Source organism: Mesorhizobium sp. M0909 (assembly GCF_040319515.1).
In the GTDB taxonomy this organism is placed as follows: domain Bacteria; phylum Pseudomonadota; class Alphaproteobacteria; order Rhizobiales; family Rhizobiaceae; genus Mesorhizobium.
Map to the genome: position 1 here is coordinate 94,058 of NZ_JAMYOA010000001.1, position 17,109 is coordinate 111,166.

Here is a 17,109-nt window from a genome sequence, read left to right on the forward strand (position 1 = left end):
CAGAGGGAAGGGAGGGAGTTCAATGCCTGAAATGCCTCACGCCGGTAAACACCATGGCGATGCCGTGAGCATCGGCGGCGGCGATGACATCGTCGTCGCGCATCGAGCCGCCGGGCTGAATGACGGCGGTGGCGCCGGCTTCGATTGCCGACAAAAGCCCATCCGCGAACGGGAAAAAGGCATCCGAGGCGACGACCGAGCCCTTGGTCAAAGGCTCCGTCAGACCGGCAGCCTCGGCCGCGTCGAGCGCCTTGCGCGCGGCGATGCGCGAGGAATCGACCCGGCTCATCTGGCCGGCGCCGATGCCGACTGTAGCGCCATCCCTGGCATAGACTATGGCGTTCGACTTGACGTGCTTTGCCACGCGAAAGGCGAATTTCAGATCGGCCAATTCGGCCGGCGTCGGAGCGCGGCTGGTCACCACTTTCAGGTCGAGGTCATCGACCACCGCATTGTCGCGGCCCTGGACCAGCAAGCCGCCGGCAACCGATTTCAAGCCAAGGCCCGCCGCGCGCGGGTCGGGCAGGCCGCCGGTAACCAGCAGGCGTAGATTCTTCTTGGCGGCAATGATACGGACTGCTTCCTCGGACGCCTCCGGTGCGATGATCACTTCGGTAAAGGTCTTGACGATCTCTTCGGCGGTTCCGGCGTCGAGGATGCGGTTCATGGCGACGATGCCGCCGAAGGCAGAGACCGGATCGCAGGCCAGCGCCTTGGCATAGGCCGCGTGCAGCGAAGCGGCTTCGGCGACGCCGCACGGGTTGGCGTGCTTGATGATGGCAATTGCGGCGGAGCGGGTCGGATCGAATTCGCCGACCAGCTCGAAGGCGGCGTCGGTGTCGTTGATGTTGTTGTAGGAAAGCTGCTTGCCCTGGAGCTGGCGCGCCGTAGCGACGCCCGGCCGCCTGTCGCCATTGACATAGAAGCCGGCGCCCTGATGTGGGTTTTCGCCATAGCGCATCACCGATTGCAGCTTGCCGCCGAAGGCGCGCCATGTCGGATGCTCGATCTCGAGCGCCTCGGCGAACCATCCCGAGATCGCCGCGTCGTAGGTGGCAGTACGGGCAAAGGCCTTGGCTGCCAGCTTCTTGCGGAAATCCAGCGACAGCGAGCCGAAATTCATCTCCAGCGCGTTGAGCACCGAGGCATAGTCGTCAGGGTCGGTGACGATACCGACATAGGCGTGGTTCTTGGCCGAGGCACGGATCATCGCCGGGCCGCCAATATCGATGTTCTCGACGATCGCCGCGTAGTCGGCGCCGGAGCGGCGCACCTCTTCGAATGGATAGAGATTGGAGACGACGAGATCTATGGGCTCGATGCCGTGGTCGCGCATCGCAGCGGCGTGCTCGGGATCGTCGCGCACGCCGAGCAGTGCGCCATGCACCGACGGGTGCAGCGTCTTGACGCGGCCGTCCATGATCTCGGGAAAGCCGGTGAGCTCGGATACGTCGCGCACGGCCATGCCGGCCTCGGCGATCGCCTTTGCGGTGCCGCCGGTCGAAACCAGCTCGACGCCGGCCGAAGCCAGCGCCTTGGCGAAGTCGATCAGGCCGGTCTTGTCGAAGACGGAGAGCAGCGCGCGACGGATCGGAACAAGGTCGGGCGCGGGAATGTTCTTGGCGGCGACGGCCATGGGCTGGCGGCCTTTCCAGTTCTGGTTGGTGAGCGTCCGCGGGCCGTAGCACATGAGGCCCGGAAATCAAGCAGCAAGGCTTGATCAGTGTTTGCCGTTGCCGCTGGCTTCGGCTTTTTCCGGATGACCACCGATAGTAGTCCGCGTGAATTGCCAGTGGACCTCGAAAATCTCCGAGGCTTTGAACGCAAGCACGATCTGCCGGCTGCGGCGCGGGCCGCCGAGCCCGGCGAAATAGATCGATTCCTCGACCTCGGGTGCCACTTCGGTGGAGGTAAACACCCAGGTGTCGGCATGGTCGGCGGCCAGCACCAGACGGTCATGCTCATCCTGGAGCAGGTTTATGTCGGGATGGACATGGAAACGCACCGTGACGAAATCACGGCCATTGTTGCGGATAGAGGCGCCGCCCGGCCGCAGGAAGCGGTCCCTGCCGGCAAGCACATTGCCTTCGGTCGATAATTTCAGCTCGCGCTCATGCAGGAAGCCGAAGCGCGCGACATAGCCGTCATGGCGGGCGATGAAGCCCTGGCTGCCCTTCTGGTCGGTGCGCTTGCAAGGCACGTGCTGCGGCCCGCCGATCAAAGGCGTGCCGAGCAGGTCGTTGACGCGCAGGGAGTGGTTGAAGCGCGCCGACGACGTGTCGTTGATGGTGGCGGTCGAGTGGGCGGCGGTGGCGCGGGCAAGCGGCCGGAACTCGGCGGCGCCATAGGTGTCTATGCCGGCGTTGACGATATAGTGCTGGCGGCCCGACGACAATTCGAAGGCGAGGCACCCGGCGTGAGCGGCATTGGACACGTCGACGGGCGGCGGCGGTCCGGTATCGGCGATCACGGTGACACCCCCCATCGACAGGCGCTCATAACCCGAATGCGGCGCGTGCAGCAATGGTGCGCCGGCGGTGTCGTCGTGATGCAGGATGCTGGCGATACGGTCGTGGATGGTGGCGCCCATGCCGTTGAAGCGGGCAAGGCTGCCATCCTGATGGCGAAAGAAGCGCAGCGCCGGCAGCATCCGGTCGATGGCGCCGATCAGGGCGGCCGGCGGTGTCTCGGCCTGATTGGCGTATGTCTGGCGCAACGGCAGAAGGTCGGCGAGTATTTCAAGCACGGCCATCGGATTGCGCGAGATATGGCCGCCGTCAGGCAGGATCTGGCGGTCGATCTCGTCGGCGAGACTGCGGGTGGCACCGCGCAGCGCCGAGGCCGGCGCCGGCAGCGACAAAGCGGCAAAGGCCAGCGCAATGCGCGCGCGCAGCCTGTCCTTGCCGTCCGGCATCTCGCGCGCCATGGCGCGCAGATAGCGGATCTGGACGGCAAGCGATTTCAGGAAGGCGCGGTAGAACGGAAATTCGGCGCCCTGCAACACGATCGAGGAATGCTGCAGCCAGGCAATGACGCGCTTGGCCGTCGTGCCGGGCTCCCAGGCGACGCCGGAAATATGGCTGCCATGGATTGCAATCCAGTCGGAAACCAACGCCCGCGCGTTGGCGGCGGCGAGCTCGGTACCCGCGGCACGCATGTGGCGCAGCCAGCGAAAGCCATGCAGCGTCTTTTGCCAGCCGGGATTGGGCACGTCGATCTGGAAGGGCGATTTGCCGCCGGTCTCGACCAGATGCCCCGAAAGCGGATAGCGGCCGTAATAGATCTCGAGCGCGATCTGAGGATCGGCGAGGCGCAGGTCCGGCGGGGCGATCAGGACGCGCTCCGGCGTGCGGCCTGAGTAGCGCCAGCGATAGAGTGGTCCGGCACGCAAGCGCCGGCGCGCCTTGCGCCAGAACTCCCTCGCGACAAGCGTCCACAGACGCGTCGTGTTACCGGCAGCGATTGCCAAAATCTCTCCTGATCGTCCTCACCCAGGCACAAGTTTATATGATTCAAGAACTTGTGCGAAGGCGAATTCCGCGGCAGCGTGGCCGTTCAGCCTGTTTTCCGTGCCTCTTCGCCCCACAAGGCCGGACGCGCTTCGAGATCGGCCCTTAGCCGGCTCTGCGCATGCGGGCGGCGAAGAAGCCGTCCAGCCCGGAACGGGCAGGGGAGCCAAGCTCCAGGTCGGCAGGCGTGGTGCGCAACGTGCCTTGCAGCGTCAGGAACGGGTCGATGCCGGCGATCTCACCCGGCCGAAGCGGGTCGTCGATGATTTCCGCATTGCCGGCGAGAAAGCCGCGATAAAGCTCTTCGCCTTCGAGCGGATCGAGCGAACAGTTGGAAAAGACGATGCGTCCGCCAGGCTTGACCAGGGTGACCGCCCGGGCAAGCAGCCGGCGTTGCAGGTCGGCCAGTTTTTCGACGTCGGCCGCCGTCTTCGTCCAGGGGACGTCGGGATGCCGGCGCACCGTGCCGGTCGAAGAGCAAGGTGCGTCGAGGAGGACGGCGTCGAAGCGGTCCTTCGGCTCGTATTTGAGCAGATCGGCCTGCACTATCTCCGCGGCCAGGCCGAGCCGTTCGAGGTTCTGCGTCAGCCGTGCCAGCCGCGTTTTGGACATGTCGAGGGCGGTGACGTGGGCGCCGGCGAGGATCAACTGGGCGGTCTTGCCGCCCGGCGCGGCACAGAGGTCGGCGATTCGCAAACCATTGATGTCGCCGAACAGCCGGGCCGGCAGGCTGGCCGCCGCGTCCTGAACCCACCAGGCGCCTTCCGCGAAACCTGGCAGTTCGGTCACGGAAGCGCTGAGCTTTTCCACGCGCACCGTGCCGGTCGGCAAGACGAAGCCGCCGAGCCGTTCGGCCCACAGCGCCGGGTCCGACTTGACCGAGAAATCGACCGGCGCCTCGTGGCGATGGGCGAGCAGTATCTGCCTGGTCTTGTCGAGGCCGTAGACCGTTTTCAAACGGTCGGAAAACCATTTTGGCGCCTCGTCGGTGGCCGCAACCGCCGCCGCGAGCTCATCCTGCTTGGCCCGCGCCAACGTACGCAGTACGCCGTTGACGAGGCCGGAAAAGCGCGCCGTGCGCGCATCGGACTTGGCGTGGGTCACGGCGAGGTCGACGGCGGCGCTGTCGGGAACATCGAGGAACAGGATCTGCGCCGCCGCCACATGCAAGATGTGCGAAAGCGCCGTGGCGTTGGGCGGCAGCGGCTTTTCCAGGCGGCGGGCCAACAGGCCTGATATGGTCATGCGGTAGCGCAGCGCGGTGACCAGAATGGCGCGCACCAGGGCGCGGTCGCGCAGGTCGAGCGCCTTGTATTGCGGATGGCCGTTTTCATGGTCGGTCAGCCCGTCGAGCGGCGTTCTCGCGTCGATGACGGCGGCAAGCAGCCGCGCGGCTGCCTTGCGCGCGGCGAGGCCAGCAACGGCCTCGCTGCCCGAATTGTGTTGACGATCGCCTGGAAATGCGTGCCGGCGTTGCCCGGCGCTCACGACCACGGACCTTTAGGCCCGGTCGGATTGCGCCCCCAGGGATTGGGTTTCGGCCTGGCCGGCTCGGCCGGCCTTTCGGGCCGGGCGGCCCTTTCCCACGGACCCGACGGCTGCTGCCCGATCCCGTCCGGCTCCGGGCTTGGCGTCGCGGCCGCTTCGGGTGCGCCGGCCATCTGTTGCGCCATCCGCTGCAGGGCGGCGATGCGGTTTTCGGTGCTCGGGTGGGTGGAGAACAAATTGTCCATGCGCTCGCCGGAAAGAGGATTGATGATGAAGAGGTGGGCGGTTGCCGGATTGCGCTCGGCATCCGGGTTGCGGATGCGTTCGGCGCCACGGGCGATCTTGTCAAGCGCCGAGGCGAGCCACAGCGGGTGTCCACAGATTTCGGCACCGCGCCGGTCGGCCTCGTATTCGCGAGTGCGGCTTACCGCCATCTGCACGATCATGGCGGCCAAAGGCGCGACGATCATTGCCACCAGCACGCCGACGATGCCGAAGGAATTGTTGTTGTCGCGGTTACCGCCGAAGAAAAAGGCGAAATTGCCGAGCATCGAAATTGCGCCGGCGAAGGTGGCGACGATCGTCATGGTCAGCGTATCGCGGTGCTGCACATGGGCGAGCTCGTGCGCCATCACCGCCGCGACTTCTTCATGCGATAGCCGCTCGAGCAGGCCAGTGCTGGCGGCGACAGCGGCATTTTGCGGATTGCGGCCGGTGGCGAAGGCATTGGGCTGCGGATTGTCAATGAGATAGGTCCTCGGCATCGGCAGACCGGCGCGTCGGGCGAGGCCCTGCACGATGGCGTAATATTCAGGCGCGTTGCCTTCGTCGACCTCGATCGCTCGGTGCATCGCCAGCACCATCTTGTCGGCGTTCCAATAGCTGAACAGATTGGTGCCGGCAGCGATCAGCAAGGCAATCATCATGCCGCCGGATCCGCCGACCAGATAGCCGACGCCCATGAACAAGGCCGTCATTGCGGCCAAAAGCATGGCGGTGCGAAGGGTGTTCATTGTCTGCTCCGTTCTGCCCAACAAAGGGGTCGATCCCTTGTGGACCCATCGCTATATGATGGGAAACAGCGGTTCTCGTTTCAATCGGGGCCCTGTTTCAATCTACCGGAAGATCGCATGATCGACGAATCCAACAAAACACAGGCTCACCACGCGCCGCAAAAGGCGCTGACGCCGGCAGCCCGGCGCGCTTTGGCGGAGGCCGAGGCCCGGCGGCAAAAATATCGCGAGACGGAAGCCACGCTGCCGAGGGAGATCGGCGGGCGCGGCGGCAAGGAGCCTGGCCGCTACGGCGACTGGGAGGTTAAGGGCCTGACCAGCGACTTTTAGCCCAGGCAGGGGCGCCAAACTATACAGGCTGCGCCGTCCGCTCCGCTTCGATGGCAATCCAGCCGCTGGCATCGACGGCGATGCCGATCGCGTCATAGCCGGCGATAGCGGCATGCGGCGTCTGCAAAGGATGCCGGTGCGTGGCGCTGATCACCACGATTGCGGCGCCCGCGGCTTCGGCTGCCGCTATGCCGGCCGGCGCGTCCTCGAAGACAAGGCAGTCGCGCACATCGACGCCGAGCCGTTCGGCCGCCAGCCGGAAGCAGTCGGGCGCCGGCTTGCCGCGGGCCACGTCCTCCGCCGCAACGATCACGGCGGGAGCCGGAATGCCGGCGGCCTGCAGGCGCAGCAGGGCGAGTTCGCGCGGCGCGGAGGTGGCGATCGCCCAACTCCCAGGCGGCAGCGATGCGAGGAACGCCGCGGCGCCGGCGATCGGGCGAATGCCCTCGACATCGGCTGCCTCGGCCTGCAAAAGCGCATCCGCTTCGCGGGCAGGATCGACGCCTGGCAGCGCCAGCCGGCCGATGGTCTCGATCGCCCGCACGCCGTGGATGGTCGGCAGGAATGCGGCGACGTCAAGACCTTGCCGATGCGCCCAAGCTGCCCAGACCCTTTCCGCCGCGGCAATCGAATTGAGAATCGTGCCGTCCATATCGAACAGGAAGGCCGCAAATTTTCTGCCTGCAAACATCGGTCATCCTGGAGGGATTATTTTCGAAGGACGCGTGTCGATCGACCGTAACGTTGCCGCGTCCGTATGGGAAGCCGCGAGGCGTCGTTTTCGACGTTCGCAAGGAACCGCCGCGCACTCTCCTGCGTTGACCAGCACTATCTTCCATGACGATCGTAGGGGGACGGCGATGCTGATCAGGCTCGGCTATGAAATTGGCATTGAATGCGCTGCAGCCACGCCGATTGTTTCGCTGCTCGAGATCCACAGGGATCGCCAGGTCGACATCAAGCGGCAGACGCGCGTGCTGACCTCGCCGTCGGTCCCGACCAGGGTCTACCACGATCTTTTCGGCAATAGCTGCCGCCGCTTCACGGCGCCGGCCGGAAGCTTTCGCATCCTCTATGACGCGGTGGTCGAGGACAGCGGTGAGGCGGACGAAGTCAACACGCTGGCCAGGGAAGTTCCGGTCGCCGAATTGCCGGACGAGGTGCTCGGCTATCTGCTCGGCAGCCGTTACTGCGAGACCGACCATCTCGGCGACCTGGCCTGGCAACTGTTCGGCCAACTTCCGCCGGGCTGGGCGCGGGTGCAGGCGATCGTCGACTATGTCCACAACCGCCTGTCCTTCGGCTACGGTTATGCGCGCTCGACCCGCACGGCGGCGCAGGCGCATGAGGAACGCGTCGGCGTCTGCCGCGACTTTGCCCATCTGGCGATCACGCTCTGCCGCTGCATGAATATCCCGGCTCGCTACGTGAACGGCTATCTCGGCGATATCGGCGTGCCCGCCGATCCGGCGCCGATGGACTTCTCGGCCTGGATGGAAGTGTTCCTCGACGGCAAGTGGTACACGTTCGATCCTCGCCACAACGTGCCGAGAATCGGCCGTGTCGTCATTGCGCGTGGCCGCGACGCCACCGACGTGCCGCTGTTGCACAGTTTCGGCCCGCACCGGCTCAGCCTGTTCAAGGTCTGGACCTACGAGCAGGAAGGCAACCTGTTCAAGCCGCCCTATCGCGGCCTCGACAGGACCGTCACCGCACGGGTGCTGGCCTAATCCTCCCGGAAACGTTCACAGCTCATGTTTCCACGTCCCGCCATCACGGTCGTGCTGATCCGGTTCGAGACATCTCGTCTGTACCGGATCGGGACGCCATCCGGCCGTTCCGAAATGCGAGCCGGATCGTGGTAAGCGCTTTGTGAACAAAGCCGCGCCGACGCGGCTTTCGTTTACCCGCTGTTTACCTTGTCGCTGCTCGAAACCGTTTGGAAACAATGGCCTGAGCGGGGGGCGCTCGCTTTCCCGCGCCGGCGGCGCGATCCGGCCGGATTCCTGCAATGCGCGTTCGGACAGCTGCAGGCTGTAGCGAATGGAGGCGTAAGGAATGCGGCGTTTCGGGGGTCTTGTTCAGGCGATCGGCGGCTTTGCCGGGGATCGCAGCGGAAATTTCGCGGTGCTGTTTGGTATAATCGGCTCAGTACTGGCGCTGAGCGTCGGCTTTGCCGTCAACGTCTCCCAACTCTACAATGTGAAATCGAGCCTGCAAGGCGTCGTCGATGCTGCGGTCACGTCGACGGCCCGCGACCTGACGACCAGCGTCATCAGCGAGGCTGACGCCAGCAAATCGGTGCAGGCCTTTCTCGATGCCAACAGCACGGCGGGTATCCTGCAGGACAATCAGATCGTTCTCGACAAACTGACTGTCGACCGAATCGCCAAGACCGTTCAGGCGGACGTTCATGTCAATGTCAGCTATTATTTCCCGCTTTTCAGCACGGGTAGCATGCAGCGCGTTCCCGCATCGACGACGGCTCTCTATTCGGACAAGCAGATCGAAGTCGCGATGATGCTCGATGTTACCGGCTCGATGGCAGGCCAGAAAATCATCGATCTGCGGACGGCTGCGGCGAATGCTGTCGACAGCTTCCTGGGCGGTCAGGACCCCTCCAAACCGCGCGTGCGTGTTGCCATCGTGCCTTATGCCAATTCGGTGAATGCCGGTACACTTGCCGCCAGCAGCGTCTATGTCGAAACCTCCACCAGCCAGCGCAAGCAGGCGCCCGGCAATGGCGCCATACAGTATGTCTCGGGCTTCATCCGTCCCGATAATTGCGCCACAGAACGCAAGGGGACCTACCAGTATTCGGACGCAGGCCCCGACGCCAGCATGGTCAACCGCGACTACCTGCTGTCGTCCTTCGCCTGGCAAACCGGCACCGCCGCCTGCCCGGCCGCCACGCTGATGCCGCTGACGGCGGATGCGACGGCGCTCAAGACGGTCATCAAGAATTTCGTCGCCTCCGGCGGCACTGCCGGCCATATCGGCGTGCAGTGGACCTGGTACATGCTCTCGGAGAGCTGGGGGAGCATAATGAGGACTTCGCAGCGGCCGGCCAAGATGGATCCAAAAAAGGTCGCCAAAATCGCGATCCTGATGACCGACGGCGAATTCAACCTGTCCTACTTCGATGCGAGCACGGTGAGCGACGTTTACAATGACGCCGGCAAGGAGCCGACCCGCACGGCAGCCAAGAAACTTTGCGCTGCCATGCGCGACAAGGGCATCGAGATCTTCACTATTGGATTTGACCTAAACGAAACGAATGCCAAGGCGACGCTCCAGGATTGCGCGAGCCCGGACACCACCAAGATCAAGCACTTCTACCAAGCTGCCAATGGAACCGAACTCAACCAGGCTTTCCAGGACATAGCGCGCAACGTCGAGATGTTGAGCGTAACCAAATAAGGGACAACAGCCCAAAAAGGAAAAGGCCGCCGCTTCTTGCGAAGTAGGCGGCCTTCCGTGTTTCCGTCCATGGCGCGGCTCCTGGCGGCGACGGTTGGTCGCCAGCCGCGCATCTCGCGCCTTAACGGGAAGACTGCTTCCCGAAAGTGCGATCCGCTGAGGCCACGTTCTGGAAAACGAAATCACTCGACATTGGATCACCTCCTTTCGATTTGTTGAACACTTGCTCATGATGGGGTGTCATCCGGCAAATGGCAAGGCGCGGCACTCGAAAATCCTGAACAAGCGTGCTTGTGCACTCGGGCGGCTTGCGGCCGGCCGATCCGGCAGGCAAGATCGAGCCGCGATTGTTCCGGGCCGCTTTTTGCCGGGTAAGGGAGGATGGGGATGGAGGCAGCCGAAAGAGCGGCCCGGATTGTTCGGACGGTCATCGAAACGCTGAAACCGGGTTTCGCGGTGAGGCTGTGGACAGGCGAGCGGATCGGCCCGGCTACCGGCCCGGTGCTCACTATCAACGACCAGGACATCGTCTGGCAGATCGTACGTCGGCCCTCTTTATCGACGCTGATCGAGATGTGGATTGCGAAGGCGGTCGACGTCGAAGACGGATCGCTGTTCGATTTCTACGCCTTGCCCACACACGGCAAGCTCAGGACGAAGCTCAAGACCTTGCCGAAGCTGGCGATCCTGCGCGACCTGCCGGCGGTGCTGTTTTCGCGAAAACAGATGACGGCGCGAACCGATCTTTCCGGCCGCAATCCTTACGTCAGCGGGTCGAGCAAGGAGGCGATCCAGCATCACTACGACATTTCCAACGCATTCTACCGGCTCTTCCTCGACGAGCGCATGGTCTATAGCTGCGGCTATTTCAAGGATTTCGCCAACGATATCGATCAGGCCCAAAGAGACAAGCTCGACCATATCTGCCGCAAGCTTCGGCTGAAGCCCGGCGAAAAACTGCTCGACATCGGCTGCGGCTGGGGAGCGATGCTCATCCATGCGGTGAAGAATTATGGCGTCGTCGGCCACGGCGTTTCGCTGTCGGAGGCACAGACCGAGCTCGCCCGCGAGCGCATCCGCGCCGCGGGGCTGGAGGACCGCATCACCATCGAGATCAAGTCCTATGCCGAGCTGTCCGGCTCCTTCGACAAGATCTCGTCGATCGGCATGTTCGAGCATCTGGGGCTTGCCAACCATGCGGCCTATTTCTCGAGGATCCATCGCCTGCTCAAGCCCGGCGGCATCTATCTGCACCACGCCATCACCCGGCGCGACAAGGGCAGCTTGAAGAAGACGCTGCGCAAGGGGCCGGAATTCAAGGCGCTGATCAAATACATTTTTCCGGGCGGCGAACTCGATACGATCGGCATGACGCTCGGCAATCTCGAGGCGCACGGCTTCCTCGTCTACGACGTCGAAAACTTGCGCGAGCACTATGCGCGCACCTGCAGGCTATGGGCAGAGCGTCTCCACGCGCGCTTTGACGAAGCCATCGCTGAGGTCGGCGAAGCCAAGGCGCGGCTCTGGCTGCTTTATCTCACCGGCTGCTCGATTACTTTCGAACGTGCATCGGCGCAGGTTTTCCAGACCGTCGCCACAAGGCGCGCGCGTGGGCCGAGCGGCCTGCCGCCGACGCGGGCGGATTTGTACCGATAGCTACAGGAGGCGCATCGTGGCGCCGATCTCGACGCGGGCCGGTCGGTCGACAGTGCAGTAGACGCCGAGATTATGGGCGTTGTGGCGGACCAGGCTGCGCAGGATTGCCGGGTCGTGGTCGAACCCGTCCTGGCCAATGATGGTGAAGCCGCAGCGGCGGCACGGCTCGGAGATGGTCAGGAGCAGGTCGCCGATTGCCAGCTTGCGCCCGATCCATTCCGTCTCGGGGAACGACCCCTCGACCTCCGGCATATCGACGACGATGTTGGGGCGGAAGCGGCGCGCGTCGGCGGTGCCCTCTGGATGCAGCACTTTCAAACGCGCCAGTGAGGCGGTGGTCAGCAGATGAATAGGGGCTTTGACGTAGCGTTCGGTCAGCAGAGGGCCGGCATAATCCGGAGCCGCATTTTCCCGGCGGAACGGCCGGATGGAAGCCGCAAAGCCGAGATACGCGGAAACCGCGCGATCACTTTGCGCGCCAGGTGCCGAAAGCCAGCGTCCGTCGGGGATGGCGACCTCCAGCCTGCCGGACTGCGACAGCCGGGTGCGGATGCGGGGCACCTTGTGCCATTTCGCTTCGCGGTCGGGCCGTGCGATTTCATCGGTCGAGGTATCGACAAGACCAAACAGGCGGTCGCCTTCGACGGTATACCAGTCGACGGAGATCGCCTCCTGAAACTCGCCGGCGAGCGAGCTCGCGGGATAGCGCCAAAGCTCGGTGACGGCGCCCAATGCGGGTTGCATCAGCCCTTCTTGTTTTGCCGGTTGGCGATCAGGTCGTCGACGACTGCCGGATCGGCGAGCGTCGAGGTGTCGCCGAGCGCGGCAAAATCATCCTCGGCGATCTTGCGCAGGATGCGCCGCATGATCTTGCCGGAACGGGTCTTCGGCAGGCCGGGCGCGAACTGGATCTTGTCGGGCGAAGCGATGGCGCCGATCTCCTTGCGGACATGGACGACGAGCTCCTGGCGCAAGTCCTCGCTTGGCGTCTCGCCGGCCATCAGCGTGACATAGCAGTAGATGCCCTGGCCCTTGATATCGTGCGGGTAGCCGACGACGGCGGCCTCCGAGACCTTCTCATGCGAAACCAGCGCCGATTCGACCTCGGCGGTGCCCATGCGGTGGCCAGAGACGTTGATGACGTCGTCGACCCGGCCGGTGATCCAGTAGTAGCCGTCAGCATCGCGGCGGCAGCCGTCGCCGGTGAAGTACCTGCCCTTGTAGGTCGAGAAATAGGTCTGCACGAAGCGGTCGTGATCGCCATAGACGGTGCGCATCTGGCCCGGCCATGAGTCGGCAATGCAAAGATTGCCGCTGGCTTCGCCTTCGAGCACCTTGCCGTCGGCGTCGACCAGCTGCGGCTTGACGCCAAAGAAGGGCCGCGTCGCCGAACCCGCCTTGAGGTGGGTGGCGCCCGGAAGCGGCGTAATCATGATGCCGCCGGTCTCGGTCTGCCACCAGGTGTCGACGATCGGCACCTTGCCGTTGCCGACGACGTTGAAATACCACTCCCAGGCTTCCGGATTGATCGGCTCGCCGACGGTGCCGAGCACGCGCAGCGACTTGCGCGACGTTTTGGTGACATGGGCATCGCCGGCGCCCATCAGTGCGCGCAGCGCCGTCGGCGCCGTGTAGAAGATGTTGACCTTGTGCTTGTCGATCACGTCCCAGAAACGCGACTGCGACGGGTAGTTCGGCACGCCTTCGAACATCAGCGTGGTGGCGCCGTTGGCGAGCGGCCCGTAGACGATATAGCTGTGGCCGGTGACCCAGCCGACATCGGCGGTGCACCAGTAGATGTCGCCGTCATGATAGTCGAAGACATATTGGTGGGTCATCGAGACATAGACGAGATAGCCGGCTGTGGTGTGCAGCACGCCCTTCGGCTTGCCGGTCGAGCCGGATGTGTAGAGGATGAACAGCGGGTCCTCGGCGTTCATCTTCTCGGGCTTGCATTCGGCCTTAACCGTGGCGACCTCGTCATGGTACCAGACGTCGCGCCCGGCGGCCCAGCCGGTCTTGCCGCCGGTGCGGCGCACGACCAAGACCTTTTCGACTTTCGTTCCGGCCTTGGCGGCGATCTCGATCGCCTTGTCGGTGTTGTCCTTCAGCGCGATAGTCTTGCCGCCGCGCAGGCCTTCGTCGGCGGTGATGACGAAGGTCGACTTGCAGTCGTCGATGCGTCCGGCCAGCGCGTCCGGCGAAAAGCCGCCGAAGACGACCGAATGAATGGCGCCGATGCGCGTGCAGGCGAGCATCGCATAAGCGGCCTCCGGGATCATCGGCATGTAGATGGTGACGCGGTCGCCCTTCTTGACCCCGTGCTTCTTCATCACATTGGCGAGGCGGCAGACATGTGCGTGAAGTTCGTTGTAGGTGATCTTCCTGTCGTCGTAGGGATTGTCGCCTTCCCAGATGATGGCGGTCTGTTCGCCGCGCTTCTTCAGATGCCGGTCGATGCAGTTCCAGGAAACGTTTGTCTGGCCATCCTCGAACCATTTGATCGAAACCTTGCCGTCGAAGGACGTGTTCTTGACCTTGCTGTAGGGCTTGAACCAGTCGATGCGCTTGCCGTGCGTGCCCCAGAACTTGTCCGGGTTCTTGACGCTGTCGGCGTACCATTTCAGGTAGGTGTCATTGTCAATCAGCGCGTTCTTCTTCCACGCCGGCTGGACGCGATGGACATGAACATCGGACATTTCTTCGCCTTCCTCCCCAAAACCAAACCGCCGGCTTGACCGCCGGCAGGATCGCAGCGATGCGGCCGCGAATTCGCGCGCATTATTAACAGTTCGGCGGTGACGGCAACATTAGACGTTGGATTCGCGCGGCGGGATGCCGCAGGTGCCTTGCCGGGTGGTGTCAGCACTCTCGTGAGGCGGCTGCTAAGCGCATGTTTTTGCGGGAGGAATCTGGTTTGATCGCAGAAATATCAATAGACGAATAAGCAAATGGGGTGCACAATTTCAGGCTGGGAGGAAGGAGAATCAACCAGGGGACCGCAATGCGCGACCATTCAGAAATGGACCTGATGCTCAAGGGCTATGGCTTGACCACGGCCAAGATTCTTTATCACTTTCCCGATCATCCGCATCTGCTGCAGAGCTTCATCTGGCAGGACTACGACATCGCCCCGAAATTTCCGGTGCTGATCCGCTTCATCGAGTTCTGGAAGGCCGAGCTCGAAGGCCCGCTGCATTCGGTGAGCTACACGCACCAGAAGCTGATCGCGCCGAACGAATGGCGCAAGGTCGACGGCGAGTTCGTGCTGCATTAGCCGGGGCGGCAGCCCGGGAGCCGCCGCCAGCTTTTGGAGCGTCAGACTGCGGGTGCGTTCAGCCGGGCAAACCCCTCCTGCCGGCGATAGGGAAAATACGGGTAGGGTGCGGTGACCTCACTTGCCGTGTCGAGCTTCTTCATCTGCTCGGCTGTCAAGGACCAGCCGACGGCGCCGAGATTCTGGCGCAACTGCTCCTCGTTGCGCGCGCCAATGATGACGGAGGCGACGGTCGGCCGCTGCAGCAGCCAATTGATGGCGATCTGCGGTATGGTCTTGCCGGTTTCCTCGGCGACAACATCAAGCGCGTCGACGACCCGATAGAGATGCTCATCCTCGACGGGCGGTCCGAAGCTTGCCGTGTCGTGCAGCCGGCTTTTCTCAGGCAGCTTCTGGCCACGGCGGATCTTGCCGGTCAGGCGGCCCCAGCCGAGTGGGCTCCACACCAGCGCACCGACACCCTGGTCGAGGCCGAGCGGCATCAACTCCCATTCATAATCGCGTCCGACCAGCGAATAGTAGACCTGATGGGCGACGTATCGGGGATAGCCATATCTATCCGCCAGGCCGAGCGACTTCATCACTTGCCAGCCGGAAAAATTGGAGACGCCGACATAACGCAGCTTGCCGGCGCGCACGAGACCGTCCAGCGTCGACAGCACCTCCTCGATCGGTGTTGCGGCATCAAAGGCGTGCAGTTGCAGCAGGTCGATGTAATCGGTGCCAAGACGCTTCAGCGCGTCTTCGACGGCCTTGATCAGGCGTGAACGTGACGAGCCGGCATCGTCGGGACCGTCGCCCATCGGCAGCGAGGTCTTAGTCGAGATCAGCACGGCGTCGCGGCGGCCCTTGATGGCAGCGCCGAGCACTTGTTCGGAAGCGCCAATCGAATAGACATCGGCGGTGTCGAACAGGTTGACGCCGGCCTCCAGGCAGATGTCGACCAGCCGCCGTGCTTCCGTCGCATCGCTGTTGCCCCAGGCGCCGAATAGCGGGCCTGAACCGCCGAAGGTTCCAGCGCCGAACGAGAGTGCCGGGACCTTCAGGCCTGATGCGCCAAGATTTCGATAATCCATGGGTTTGCTCCTTGTGGAAGGATGGCTGTTTCAAAGATTGGTTGAGGTTTGCCGTTCTATGACGGCGCGATTTCCGGTGTGGAGAGGGCAGGGTCTCGGTCGAGGCGCAGAGCAAACGCCGCCACGGCAAGCGCTGAAAGCGGCAACAGGGCCGCGACCCAGGTGACGGCACCGAGACCGGGACCGTGCGCGATGACCACGCCACCGAGCCAGGCGCCGGCCGCGTTGCCGAGGTTGAAGGCGGCGATGTTGAAGGACGAGGCGAGGCTCTGGCCGGCGCCTTGTGCCTTTTCCAGCACCCACATCTGCAGTGGCGCCACGGTGGCGAAGGCGGCGGCGCCGAGCAGGCCGACATAGATAACGGCCATGACCTGGCTTTGCAGGGCGAAGGTCATGGTGCCGAGCACCAGCGCCAGGACGACGAGACTGCCGAGAACGGAAGGTAGCAGCCGGCGGTCGGCGAACTTGCCGCCGGCGATGTTGCCGGCGATGAGGCCGCCGCCGAAGACCAGCAGGATAGGCGACACCGCTGCTTCCTCAAAACCGGTGATCTCGGTCAGCAACGGGGCGATGTAGGTGAAGACGGCAAAGACGCCGGCATAGCCAAGCACGGTGGTGGCAAAGCCAAGCAGGACGGGCGTGCGGCCGAGCACGGCGAGATCGGCGCGCAAATTGCTCTTTTCAGGTTCTGTTCGGCTGCGCGGCACCACCAGGAGAATGATGGCGAAGGCGGCGATGCCGACCAGGGTCACCGCCCAGAACGTCGCGCGCCAGCCGAAGACCTGGCCGAGCCAAGTGCCGAAAGGCACGCCGAGGATGTTGGCGATGGTCAGGCCGGTGAACATCAGGGCGATCGCCGAAGCTTTCTTGTTGGGCGCCACCAGCCCGGTCGCCACGACCGAGCCGACGCCGAAGAAGGTGCCGTGGGCGAAGGCGGTCAGCACGCGCGCACCCATCAGCGTCCAGTAGTCTGGGGCAAGCGCACAGGCGAGGTTGCCCAGCGTGAAGATCGCCATCAGCGACAGAAGCACGGTCTTGCGCGGCCAACGGCCGGTTGCGATCGTCAGCAGCGGCGCGCCGATGACAACGCCGAGCGCATAGCCGGAAATAAGCTGGCCGGCAGCCGAGATCGAGACGTCGAGATCGGTGCTGACGTCGAGCAGCAGGCCCATGATGACGAATTCGGTGACGCCGATGCCGAACGCACCGGCGGCAAGAGCGTAAAGAGCAAGGGGCATGGCGGTTCCCACATCGATGACGACCAGTTTTGACGACGGGCGCCGTGTTCCTCCCACGCCCCAATTCGGAAGATCGTGTCCCGATGTGCTGTGAACCAGCCT

General features: G+C 63.8%; 14 protein-coding genes. 5 read left to right on the forward strand and 9 right to left on the reverse strand.

Annotated features, from left to right (window positions below):
- Positions 1-19 precede the first annotated feature (19 nt).
- The 4 genes from purH to htpX form a co-directional block, all read right to left on the reverse strand.
- Positions 20-1,636, reverse strand: a complete 1,617-nt coding sequence (purH, locus tag NKH83_RS00440; RefSeq protein WP_352801543.1) for a bifunctional phosphoribosylaminoimidazolecarboxamide formyltransferase/IMP cyclohydrolase — start codon at positions 1,634-1,636, stop codon at positions 20-22.
- Between the two features lie 84 nt (positions 1,637-1,720).
- Entirely contained in the window at positions 1,721-3,469 is a 1,749-nt protein-coding gene (locus tag NKH83_RS00445; protein WP_352801544.1) for a heparinase II/III family protein, read from the reverse strand.
- A gap of 145 nt (positions 3,470-3,614) precedes the next feature.
- Complete coding sequence (locus NKH83_RS00450) at positions 3,615-5,003, reverse strand: RsmB/NOP family class I SAM-dependent RNA methyltransferase (RefSeq protein WP_502895503.1); 1,389 nt, start codon at positions 5,001-5,003, stop codon at positions 3,615-3,617.
- Positions 4,994-6,010 carry a zinc metalloprotease HtpX gene (gene htpX / locus NKH83_RS00455; RefSeq protein ID WP_352801548.1) on the reverse strand — a complete coding sequence of 339 codons (1,017 nt, stop codon included), beginning with the start codon at positions 6,008-6,010 and terminating at the stop codon, positions 4,994-4,996. Before htpX ends, NKH83_RS00450 begins: the two co-directional genes overlap by 10 nt.
- A 117-nt stretch (positions 6,011-6,127) precedes the next feature.
- On the opposite strand from htpX, the gene NKH83_RS00460 reads away from it, so the two are divergent.
- Positions 6,128-6,340: a DUF1674 domain-containing protein gene (locus NKH83_RS00460; protein ID WP_352801550.1), complete on the forward strand. Its 213-nt coding sequence runs from the start codon at positions 6,128-6,130 to the stop codon at positions 6,338-6,340.
- Positions 6,341-6,359: 19 nt separating this feature from the next.
- Here the strand turns inward: NKH83_RS00460 and NKH83_RS00465 are convergent, their stop codons facing one another.
- The gene (locus NKH83_RS00465; protein ID WP_352801552.1) at positions 6,360-7,031 is read right to left on the reverse strand and encodes an HAD-IA family hydrolase; all 672 of its coding nucleotides are present in this window, start codon (positions 7,029-7,031) and stop codon (positions 6,360-6,362) included.
- A gap of 169 nt (positions 7,032-7,200) precedes the next feature.
- On the opposite strand from NKH83_RS00465, the gene NKH83_RS00470 reads away from it, so the two are divergent.
- The 3 genes from NKH83_RS00470 to NKH83_RS00480 all read left to right on the forward strand — a co-directional run bounded on the left by NKH83_RS00470 (position 7,201) and on the right by NKH83_RS00480 (position 11,416).
- Positions 7,201-8,070 carry a transglutaminase-like domain-containing protein gene (locus NKH83_RS00470; RefSeq protein ID WP_352801554.1) on the forward strand — a complete coding sequence of 290 codons (870 nt, stop codon included), beginning with the start codon at positions 7,201-7,203 and terminating at the stop codon, positions 8,068-8,070.
- Positions 8,071-8,398: 328 nt separating this feature from the next.
- Complete coding sequence (locus tag NKH83_RS00475; RefSeq protein WP_352801556.1) at positions 8,399-9,760, forward strand: pilus assembly protein TadG-related protein; 1,362 nt, start codon at positions 8,399-8,401, stop codon at positions 9,758-9,760.
- 387 nt (positions 9,761-10,147) lie between these two features.
- Complete coding sequence (locus tag NKH83_RS00480) at positions 10,148-11,416, forward strand: class I SAM-dependent methyltransferase (RefSeq protein ID WP_352479567.1); 1,269 nt, start codon at positions 10,148-10,150, stop codon at positions 11,414-11,416.
- On the opposite strand, the gene NKH83_RS00485 is transcribed toward NKH83_RS00480, so the two are convergent.
- Both NKH83_RS00485 and acs read right to left on the reverse strand, forming a co-directional pair.
- Positions 11,417-12,160: an MOSC domain-containing protein gene (locus NKH83_RS00485; RefSeq protein ID WP_352801558.1), complete on the reverse strand. Its 744-nt coding sequence runs from the start codon at positions 12,158-12,160 to the stop codon at positions 11,417-11,419. It abuts the gene before it with no gap.
- Positions 12,160-14,115: an acetate--CoA ligase gene (gene acs / locus NKH83_RS00490; protein WP_352801560.1), complete on the reverse strand. Its 1,956-nt coding sequence runs from the start codon at positions 14,113-14,115 to the stop codon at positions 12,160-12,162. The genes NKH83_RS00485 and acs overlap by 1 nt, the downstream gene beginning before the upstream one ends.
- 305 nt (positions 14,116-14,420) lie before the next feature.
- On the opposite strand from acs, the gene NKH83_RS00495 reads away from it, so the two are divergent.
- Positions 14,421-14,693 (forward strand): usg protein, encoded by a 273-nt coding sequence (locus NKH83_RS00495; protein WP_254820441.1) that lies wholly within the window; start codon positions 14,421-14,423, stop codon positions 14,691-14,693.
- 41 nt (positions 14,694-14,734) lie between these two features.
- Here NKH83_RS00495 and NKH83_RS00500 read toward each other — a convergent pair whose 3' ends face one another.
- Entirely contained in the window at positions 14,735-15,769 is a 1,035-nt protein-coding gene (locus tag NKH83_RS00500; RefSeq protein WP_352801562.1) for an aldo/keto reductase, read from the reverse strand.
- 56 nt (positions 15,770-15,825) lie between these two features.
- Positions 15,826-17,007, reverse strand: a complete 1,182-nt coding sequence (locus tag NKH83_RS00505) for an MFS transporter (protein ID WP_352801564.1) — start codon at positions 17,005-17,007, stop codon at positions 15,826-15,828.
- Positions 17,008-17,109 lie beyond the last annotated feature (102 nt).